At 73.1% G+C, this 8,882-nt stretch carries 8 protein-coding genes; 3 read left to right on the top strand and 5 right to left on the bottom strand.

Annotated features, from left to right (window positions below):
• Positions 1-11 precede the first annotated feature (11 nt).
• From ACFYTT_RS06150 to ACFYTT_RS06140, 3 genes are read right to left on the bottom strand one after another with little or no spacing between them, the layout of a single operon-like run.
• Positions 12-1,094 (bottom strand): acyl-CoA dehydrogenase family protein, encoded by a 1,083-nt coding sequence (locus tag ACFYTT_RS06150; RefSeq protein WP_387257942.1) that lies wholly within the window; start codon positions 1,092-1,094, stop codon positions 12-14.
• A gap of 16 nt (positions 1,095-1,110) precedes the next feature.
• Positions 1,111-2,247: an acyl-CoA dehydrogenase family protein gene (locus ACFYTT_RS06145; RefSeq protein WP_131056750.1), complete on the bottom strand. Its 1,137-nt coding sequence runs from the start codon at positions 2,245-2,247 to the stop codon at positions 1,111-1,113.
• Positions 2,248-2,250: 3 nt separating this feature from the next.
• Complete coding sequence (locus tag ACFYTT_RS06140; protein ID WP_176094250.1) at positions 2,251-3,627, bottom strand: LLM class flavin-dependent oxidoreductase; 1,377 nt, start codon at positions 3,625-3,627, stop codon at positions 2,251-2,253.
• A gap of 116 nt (positions 3,628-3,743) precedes the next feature.
• Between ACFYTT_RS06140 and ACFYTT_RS06135 the strand changes: the two genes are divergently transcribed.
• Both ACFYTT_RS06135 and ACFYTT_RS06130 read left to right on the top strand, forming a co-directional pair.
• Positions 3,744-4,232 (top strand): VOC family protein, encoded by a 489-nt coding sequence (locus ACFYTT_RS06135; RefSeq protein ID WP_236146040.1) that lies wholly within the window; start codon positions 3,744-3,746, stop codon positions 4,230-4,232.
• A 42-nt stretch (positions 4,233-4,274) separates the two neighbouring features.
• A complete protein-coding gene (locus tag ACFYTT_RS06130; protein ID WP_131057485.1) occupies positions 4,275-5,702 on the top strand; it encodes an FAD-binding oxidoreductase in 1,428 nt (475 codons plus the stop codon).
• A gap of 88 nt (positions 5,703-5,790) precedes the next feature.
• Here ACFYTT_RS06130 and ACFYTT_RS06125 read toward each other — a convergent pair whose 3' ends face one another.
• Together ACFYTT_RS06125 and ACFYTT_RS06120 are read right to left on the bottom strand one after the other, a co-directional pair.
• Positions 5,791-6,795, bottom strand: a complete 1,005-nt coding sequence (locus ACFYTT_RS06125; protein WP_387257941.1) for an MBL fold metallo-hydrolase — start codon at positions 6,793-6,795, stop codon at positions 5,791-5,793.
• Positions 6,796-6,846: 51 nt separating this feature from the next.
• The gene (locus tag ACFYTT_RS06120) at positions 6,847-7,674 is read right to left on the bottom strand and encodes an SAM-dependent methyltransferase (RefSeq protein WP_387257940.1); all 828 of its coding nucleotides are present in this window, start codon (positions 7,672-7,674) and stop codon (positions 6,847-6,849) included.
• 162 nt (positions 7,675-7,836) lie between these two features.
• On the opposite strand from ACFYTT_RS06120, the gene ACFYTT_RS06115 reads away from it, so the two are divergent.
• Positions 7,837-8,841, top strand: coding sequence for an acyl-CoA dehydrogenase family protein (locus ACFYTT_RS06115; RefSeq protein WP_176094248.1), 1,005 nt, complete (start codon positions 7,837-7,839; stop codon positions 8,839-8,841).
• Positions 8,842-8,882: the final 41 nt, after the last annotated feature.

Here is an 8,882-nt window from a genome sequence, read left to right as displayed (position 1 = left end):
GGCCGGTGGGGTCACGCGGCCGGCCGTGCCGGTTGCGCCCGCCCGTGCAGCAGGTGACCGGCGAGGGTGGCGAGATGGTCTCCGGTGGGCGTGTCGAAGCTGTCCAGCCAGAGCGCCCGGCGGTACCACCAGTGCAGCGGGTACTCCCAGGTCGCGCCGAGCCCGCCGGTGACCTGGAGGGCGTCCTCGCAGGCGCGTACGGCGGCCTGCCGGGCCGCCACGACGGCCTCGGCGTACGCCTGGGCGATCTCGTCCGGTGCCGCGTCGTCCGGACCGGCGCCGACCAGCCAGCAGGCCCGCAGCGCGAGCGAGGTGGCCAGTTCCAGCGCCACGTACCCGTCGGCCAGCCGGTGCGCCACCGCCTGGTACGCCCCGATCGGTCGGCCGAACTGCACCCGGTCCAGCGCGTGCCGGCGGGCCAGGTCCAGGGCTCGGCGGGCGACGCCGACGGCCTCGCAGGCCAGCAACGTGCCGGCGTGCCGGCGCGCGTCGGTCAGCACCCGCTCGGCGGCCTCCGGCCCGACCAGCATCTCGGCGGGGGTGTCGACCAGGTGCAGCAGTGCGGCGCCACGCAGCCGGTCCAGGGCGGGCTGCGGCGCGACGGTGAGCCCGTCGGCTGCGGCACCCACCAGGAACAGGGCCGGGCCGGTGTCGGTGTCGGCGGCGACCACCAGCGCGGTGGCCCCCGCCACCTCGGTCACCAGGCCGCGTCGGCCGGTCAGCCGCCAGGTGCCGGCGCGTTGCTCGGCGCGGGTGCCCTGGCCGGTGTCCGGGTCGTCCTGCCAGGCCAGGGTGAGCGGACCTGTCGGCAGGTCACGCCCGGCCGCCACGAGGACCGGGTGGGCCAGGCCGACCGTGCTCCACCAGCCGACGGCGGCCAGCGCGTACCCGGCCTCCTGGGCCAGCAGGCCCTTCTCCACCACCGGAAGCTCCGGGTCGCACCAGCCCTGCCGGCGCAGGTGCGGCCACCCGTCCGGATCGGCGTCGCCCGACTCGGCGAGCGCGGCGACCCGGTCGACCGGGTACCGGTCGGCGAGCAGCCGGGCGGCGGCCGACGCCAGGTCACGCTGGTCGTCGGTGAGGGCGAAGTCCATGGTCATCCTCTCCGGGTCACCGGGTGCGGGGCAGGCCGAGCACGCGTTCGGCGATGATGCCGCGCAGGATCTCGGAGGTGCCGCCCTCGATCGAGTTGGCGCGGCTGCGCAACCGCAGGTGCTGCCAGTGGCCGGCGGCGTGGCTGTCCGGGCCGTCGAGCACGGCCGCCGGGCCGAGTAGCCGCAGCGCGAACGCGGCCAGCCGCTGGTTGGTGACCGACCAGTGCAGCTTGAGCACCGAGCTCTCCGGGCCGGGCTTGCCGGTCCGCGCCAGCGTGGCCATCGTCCGGTGACCGGTCCAGCGCAGGGCCTGCAACTGCACGTGCAGCTCGGCCAGCTCGGCGCGGACCGTCGGGTCGTCGGCCAGCCCGAGGTCGCGGACGGTGCGCAGCAGCCGGTCGAACTCGACGGTCAGCCGGGCGGTGAGGGTGATGCCGAAGGTGCCGCGTTCGTGGGCGAGGGTGGTCATCGCGATCCGCCAGCCCTCGCCGACCGGCCCCAGCACGCAGTCGCGGGGCACCAGCACGTCGTCGAGCACGATCTGGTTGAAGTCGGCGTCGCCGGTGCTCTGCCGCAGCGGCAGCACCTGCACCCCGGGGCTGCGCATGTCGACCAGCAGGCAGGTCAGGCCGGTGTGCGCGGTGGAGTCGGGCTGGGTGCGGGCCAGCAGCAGACACCAGTCGGCCTGGTGGGCGTAGGACGACCAGACCTTCTCGCCGGTGACCCGCCATCCGTCGGCGGTGGCCGTCGCCCGGGTCCGCACCGCGGCCAGGTCACTGCCCGCGTCCGGCTCGGAGAAGCCCTGACAGAAGACGTACGCGCCGGAGAGGATCGGTTCCAGGAAGCGTTGCTGCTGCTCGGGGCTGCCGTGCGAGACGATGGTGGGTCCGACCATGCCCAGGCCGATCACGTTGCTGTGGTCCGGCGCCTCGGCCAGCGCGCTCTCCTCGGCGTAGATGCCCTGGTAGGTCGGGGGCAGCCCCCGCCCGCCGTAGGCGGCCGGCCAGGTCAGTCCGGTGTAGCCGGCGGCGTGCAACGCCTTGGTCCAGTCACCGGGTGCGCCGCCGTCGCGGTGCCGGGGCACCTGCTCGGCCAACCAGGCGCGCAGGTCACGCCGGAACGCGGCTTCCTGCGGGGTGTCACGCAGGTGCATCGCTCAGCCCTCCCGCGCGGTCACGGCGCGCGACGGGTCGCGGTAGGTGCTCACCCCGGCGCCGAAGTACCGCTCGCGCAGCGTCGTCTCCGCCGGGTCGTACGCGGTCCGGAACAGGCCCCGCCGTTGCAGCTCCGGCACGAGCAGGTCGCAGATGTCGTCGATGCCGTCCGAGGGCGGGCAGGGGATCAGGTTGAAACCGTCCACGTCGGCGACGGTCAGCCACTGCTCCATCCGGTCGGCCACCTGCTCGGGCGTGCCGAACAACGTCACCGGGGCGTCCACCCGGGGCCGGCGGGGGCGGGAGACCAGGTACTTCACGTCCCCGACCGTCCAGGTGCGGTCCGGGCTGAGCTTGCGCAGGAAGCCGAGGAAGGAGTGACTGGCCTGGCTGCGGATCTCGTCCACCGGGGTCTCGTCGGGGAAGGCGGCGAGGTCGATGTCCATCCACCCGCACCACTTGGCGAGCTGCCCCTCGCTGCTCCACAGCGTGTTGTACGCCTCCGCCTTGGCCTTGGCCTCGGCCCGGTCCCGCCCGATCATGACCATGCCGCCCTGCAACGCCTTCACCATGCCGGGGTCCCGGCCGTGCCGGGCCGCCGCCGCGCGCAGGGCGGCCACCGGCTCCGCCCCCGAGGCGGGATCGGCCAGGGTCAGGAAGACCACCTCGGCGTGCCGGGCGGCGAACTCGATGCCCCGGGGCGAGGAGCCGGCCTGGTAGAGCACCGGTGTGCGCTGCGGGGACGGCTCGCACTGGTGTGGACCCCGGACGCTGAACCAGCGGCCCTCGTGGTCGATCTGGCGGACCCGGTCCGGGTCGGTGAAGATGTCGCGTTCGGCGTCGCGGACCACCGCGTCGGCGTCCCAGCTCTCCTCCCACAGAGCGCGGGCGACCTGGACGTACTCGTCGGCCCGCTCGTAGCGCTCGTCGTGGTCGAGGTACTCGCCGAGGCCGTTGGCGGTGGCCGAGCGCAGGTAGGAGGTGACGATGTTCCAGCCGACCCGTCCGCCGGTGAGGTGGTCCAGCGAGGAGAAGAGTCGGGCGCACTCGTAGGGGGAGTGGTAGGTGGTGGAGTAGGTGATCGCGAAGCCGAGGTGTCGGGTCGCCGCCGCGGCGGCCGACAGCAGCAGCGCCGGGTCGATCGAGGGGATCTGCACCGCGTGTCGCACCGCCGGTGCCCAGGAGCCCCGGTAGACGTCGTAGACGCCGTGGATGTCGGCGAAGAACAACGCGTCGATGCAGGCCGCCTCCAGTTGGCGGGCCCGGGAGATCCAGTAGTCCAGCGACCGGTATCCGGTGGCCGTCCGGTCGCCGGGGAGCCGCCACATGCCCTTGAACTGCGGTGACGGCGAGCACTGGGTGAACACGTTCAGATGCATGCCCGGTTCCTCACATCCGTTCCGGCCCGGTACGGGCAGCGCGCTGCCAGGTGACGACACGCTACCGGTTGCCGGTAACAACACGCCACACCCAAGATACAAGTGAAGCATCTATGATGCGTCATGTGCCTAAACTCAATGGCAGGAACCACGTCAACCTGACCGTCCGCGACCTGGACCGCAGCACCGAGTGGTACTGCCGGGTCATGGACTTCACGCCGGTACGCGACGCGACACCCGCCGAGTCCGGGTTCACCTTCCGGACGTTGGTGCACCGGGGGTCGCTCTCCTCGATCGTGCTCGGCCAGGCCGTCGAGCCCGACCCGGCCCCCTTCGACGAGCGTCGGGTGGGCCTGCACCACCTGGGCTACCACGTCCCCGAGATGGCCGACCTGGACGAGTGGGCCACGCACCTGGACGCCGTCGGCGCCGAGCACTCCGGCGTCCGCGAACTGTTCCTGGAGGCCGGCTACGGCATCTGGCTGCGCGACCCGGACAACATCTGGCTGGAGTTCTACTGGCTCAACGCCGACTACTTCATGGACCGGCTGCGCCAGCAGCGTCGGGCCGAACGGGCGGCGCGGGTGGCCGCCGACGGGCATTGACTGTCGGGTCTTGCCGAACACAACACACACTATGGATAGTGGGTGCGGGCCGACGACTTGGAGAGCGACGTGGAAGAGACCCGGAACACCGTCTACTGGCACGACACCGAGCCGGTCGAGGTCGGCGAACCCCTCGACGGTGACGCGAGCTGCGACATCTGCATCGTCGGCGCGGGCTACACCGGCCTGTGGGCGGCGCACTTCCTCGCCGAGGCCGAGCCCTCGGCCGACATCAAGGTGCTGGAGGCCGAGGCGGTCGGCGGCGGCGCGTCCAGTGCCAACGGCGGTTTCGTCGGGCTGACCGCGGGCAAGGTGCTGCGCCGGCTGCTCTGGTACTACGGCCGGGAGAAGGCCGCGGGTGTCTACCGCAGCGGCGCCCGGTCGATCATCGACATCGGGCGGTTCTGCCGCCAGTACGGCATCGACGCCGACTTCGCGATGAACGGCGTGCTCCAGGTGGTCACCGACCGCAAGCAGTTGGCCCGGCTCGAACTCCAGGTCAAGCGCAGCGAACGCACCGGCCTGCGCGGATCGTTCAAGCTGCTGGACCGCGACGAGGCACAGCAACGCATCGGCTCCCCGCAGGTGCTCGGCGCGCTGCGCACCACCGGCGCGCTGGTCAACCCGCACCGACTGGTGCAGGGCCTGGCCCGCGTCGTCCGCGAGCAGGGCGTGGACATCCACGAGCGGACCCCGGTCACCGAGATCCGCAAGGTCGGCGGACGCTACCGGGTGACCACCCCCACCGGCACGGTCACCGCCAACGAGGTCGTCCTGGCGACCAACGCCTGGCAGCACAGCTTCGCCCAGACCCACACCAAGGTCATGCCGGTGTGGAACTACCTGATGGTGACCGAACCGCTGACCGACGCGCAGCTCTCCCGGGTGGCCTGGCCCGGCCGGGAGGGGGTCAGCAACTCGCTGTCCTTCGCCCACGCGGCCCGGCTCACCGCCGACAACCGGGTGGTCTGGTCCGGCGGCCGGTGGTACTACTACGACCAGCGGAACACCGACCGCTCCCACCTGCGCAACGACGCCGCCCACGCCGCGCTGCGGGAGTCCTTCGCCCGCTTCTTCCCGGCCTGGCGGGACGTCCGGTTCAGTCACGCCTTCGGTGGCCCGATCGGCTGGAGCCGCACCTTCATCCCGCAGTTCGGCCGCACCGACGACGGCCTGGTGTACGGGCACGGCTACACCGGCAACGGGATCGCGCCCAGCCACACCGGCGGCAAGATCCTGCGGGATCTGGTGCTGCGCCGGGACACCGAGTACACCGACCTGGCGTACGTGACCGTGAACCAGCCGAAGTTCGCCAAGGGCGCGATGGGCGACAAGGGCGCGCACCTGTTCATCTGGCGGCAGGAGACCGGTGACCGCCTGCCGCTGATGCTGCCGCACCCGGCCGCGCTGGCGCCCCGGTCGTTCTTCGCCGGACGTGCCGCACGCCGGGCCGCCGGCGCCAGCCGCTGACCCGTCGCACCGCGCAGCGGCCCGGCCGACGGCCGGGAACCACGCTGGACCGGCGGCCCGGCCGGCCACCACCGGCCGGGCCGCCTGTTCAGCTCAGGTCGGTGGTGCCGAACTGCCGGCTCTGCCCGACCGCCAGGTCCCAGAGGGCGTCCGCCGGGCGGCCCGACTCGGCCCACGCCTTGCGGGCCAGCTCGACCGGGGCCAGCACCGGCTCGGCGGAGAGCGCGAACGTGCCCCAGTGGATGGTGACCATCCGTTCCGCCCCCAGGTCGCCGCACGCGCGCACCGCCTCGGCCGGGTCCATGTGCAGCGGCTTCATGAACCAGCGCGGCCGGAACGCGCCGACCGGCAGCAACGCCACGTCGATGCCGGGGAAGCGCGCGCCGATCTCGGCGAAGGCCGGCCCGTACGCCGAGTCACCGGCGAAGAAGACCCGGTGGGTCGGCGTCTCCTCCGAGGTCATCAACCAACCGCCCCAGAGGCTCTGGCAGGTGTCGAAGAGGCCCCGCCGGCTCCAGTGGTGCGCCGGGGTGAAGTCGAACCGTACGCCGCCCACGACGGTCGACTCCCACCAGTCCAGCTCCACCACCCGGCGGAAACCCCGTGTCTGGAACCACCAGGCCAACCCGGCCGGCACCAGCACCGGGGTGTCCCGGGGCAGTCGGCGGACGGTCGGCTCGTCGAGGTGGTCGAAGTGGTTGTGGCTGATCACCACCGCGTCGATCGGCGGCAGCGACTCCCACGACACCCCGGGCGGGGTGTACCGGCGCGGCGTGCCCGGGATCTTGTCGGCGAAGACCGGATCGGTCAGCACCGCCCGGCCGCCGAGCTGCACCAGGCAGGTGGCGTGACCGATCCAGGTCACCGCGGCCTGCCCGGCACCGACCCGGGGCACCGCCTCCTCCACCACCGGCACCCGGCCACCGGTCGCGCCGACCGGGCGGGTGCCACGCTCGCGCATCAGCCGCAGCACCGCCGCCGGGCCGGGCACGGGGTGCGTGAGCCGGTCGGTGAAACCACCGGGCCAGTCACGCCCGCGGGGTGCCCCGGTGAGCCGGGCGAGAGCGCGGTGCACGGCGCGTGGTCGGTACACGGGTTCCTCCTCGGGTAGTGGGGTCGGCACCGGACGCCGGGCCGGCGCACGTCACCCTCGCTTGTGCGCGGTGAGCAGCAGGTAGCCCAGGCAGGACTCGGCGACCGCCTGGAGGTCCAGGACCGCGTCACTGAGCTGGCGCAACACCCGGGGCCCGTACGTGCCGGCGAGGCGCTCGCGCTCCCGCGCCACCGCCTCCCGGGTGGCCTGGTGGGAGCGGCGGACGTGGGCCCCGGCGTCGACGACGTCGACCACCTCGAAGCCGGCCTCGCGGACCAGCTCGACGTAGGTCGGCACGGTCGGCGGCATCGACATCGGCATCGCCGACCAGATCCGCGCCTGCGCGTCGTCCATCGGCCGGGCCAGGGTGAGTTCGGCGAGGACGAGCCGCCCGCCGGGGCGCAGCACCCGGTGTGCCTGGCGCAGCGCGAGGGCCTTGCCCGGCACGTGCACCAGCACCTCCAGCAGCAGTGCCGCGTCGAACCACCGGTCCGGGTACGGCAGGGCGGTGGCGTCGGCCCGGGTGAAGCGGACCCGGTGGGCCAGCCCCTCCTCGGCCGTGAGCTCACCGGCCCGGTCGACCTGTCGACCGCTGAGCGAGACACCGCTGACCTCGGCGCCGGTCACCCGGGCGACGTGACGGCTGGGTCCGCCCGTGCCGCAGCCGACGTCCAGGACGTGGTCGCCCGGCCCGACCGCGAGCCGTTTGGCGAGTTCGTCGTTGAGCCGTGCCTGCGCCTGCGCGACGCCTGCCGGGTCGTGCTCGTCCGACCAGTAGCCGTAGTGCAGGTTGTCGCCGTAGACGGCGTCGAGGAACGGGCCCATCAGATCGTAGAACAAGCCGACCCGTTCGGCCCGTGTTGCCGGATCTTCGGTCACCTGCGACCTCCCCCGTGGATTGACGTATCTCAGCATAGTGTCCGTCGTTTGCGGCAAACACAACACTGTCTTTATGTAGCTTCTAGGCCGCCGGTGGTGTCTTCGTTAGGCTGTGCGCAGAACCCACACCGACTGACCACGGAACGGACGGTGGACCGACTGATGAGCAACTCTGCCAAGGTGCTGGACCGCGCGGAGCGCATCGCCGAGGAGGTGCTGTTCCCGACGGCGGAGGAGGTCGACGCCGCCGACACCGTCCCGGCCACCCACCTCGACCTGCTCGCCGCCGAAGGCTTCTACGGTCTGGCCGGCCCGCCGCAGTTCAGCGAGATGGCCGCCGAGGAGACCGAGACGGCGGCCCGCGCGTTGGAGATCATCGCCAGCGGATGCCTCAGCACGGCGTTCGTCTGGGCGCAACACCACAGCGCGGTGATGGCGGCGACGCACAGCCAGCGGCCCGGCATCTCCGACCAGTGGCTGGAGCCGCTGTGCCGGGGCGAGCGGCGCGCCGGGCTGGCCATCCTCTCCGCCACCCGGCCCGGCCCGCCGGCGGTACGCGCCGAGGCGGTCGACGGCGGCTGGCTGCTGCACGGCACCGCCTCCTGGGTGACCGGGTGGGGCCTGGTCGACACCCTGTTCACCGCCGCCCGGGACGCCTCGGACACGCTCGTCTGGTCGCTGCTGGACGCCACCGAGAGCGACACCCTCAGCGTCACGCCCGTCGACATGGTCGCGGTGGCGGCCAGCCGCACCGTGCAGGTCACCTTCACCGGCCACTTCGTGCCGGAGCACCGGGTCACCGGCACCGTCCCGCACGCGGTCTACCTGCAACGCGACCCGGCCACCCTGCGGTTCAACGGATCGCTGCCGCTGGGCGTGGCGACCCGCTGCGCCCGGCTGATCGGGCCGAGCCCGCTGGACGCGGCGATCGACGAGTGCCGGGCGACCCTCGACGCCGCCGGCCCGCAGGACCTGCCCTCGGCCCGGGGCGCGGCCGCCGCCCTGGCCCTGCGGGCCGCCGGCCTGCTGGCCACCACCACGGGCAGCGCCGCCGTGCTGCGGCACGGCCCGGCCGAGCGGCTGATGCGGGAGGCGTTGTTCCTGCTGGTCTTCGGCACCCGTCCGGGCATCCGCGCCGATCTGATCGCGCGGCTGCACCGGGGCTGAACCACCGCACCACCCGCCGACCACGCGCCCGGGGTACGGAT

The sequence above is a fragment of the Micromonospora sp. NPDC003816 genome, assembly GCF_042874705.1.
In the GTDB taxonomy this organism is placed as follows: Bacteria; Actinomycetota; Actinomycetes; order Mycobacteriales; family Micromonosporaceae; genus Micromonospora.
This window is presented reverse-complemented; position numbering and strand designations above follow the sequence as displayed.

Coding starts and splice junctions, on each gene's coding strand:
- ACFYTT_RS06150 (WP_387257942.1), bottom strand. CDS start 1,094: ATGGACTTCGCCCTCACCGACGACCAGCGTGACCTGGCGTCGGCCGCC.
- ACFYTT_RS06145 (WP_131056750.1), bottom strand. CDS start 2,247: ATGCACCTGCGTGACACCCCGCAGGAAGCCGCGTTCCGGCGTGACCTG.
- ACFYTT_RS06140 (WP_176094250.1), bottom strand. CDS start 3,627: ATGCATCTGAACGTGTTCACCCAGTGCTCGCCGTCACCGCAGTTCAAG.
- ACFYTT_RS06135 (WP_236146040.1), top strand. CDS start 3,744: ATGCGTCATGTGCCTAAACTCAATGGCAGGAACCACGTCAACCTGACC.
- ACFYTT_RS06115 (WP_176094248.1), top strand. CDS start 7,837: ATGAGCAACTCTGCCAAGGTGCTGGACCGCGCGGAGCGCATCGCCGAG.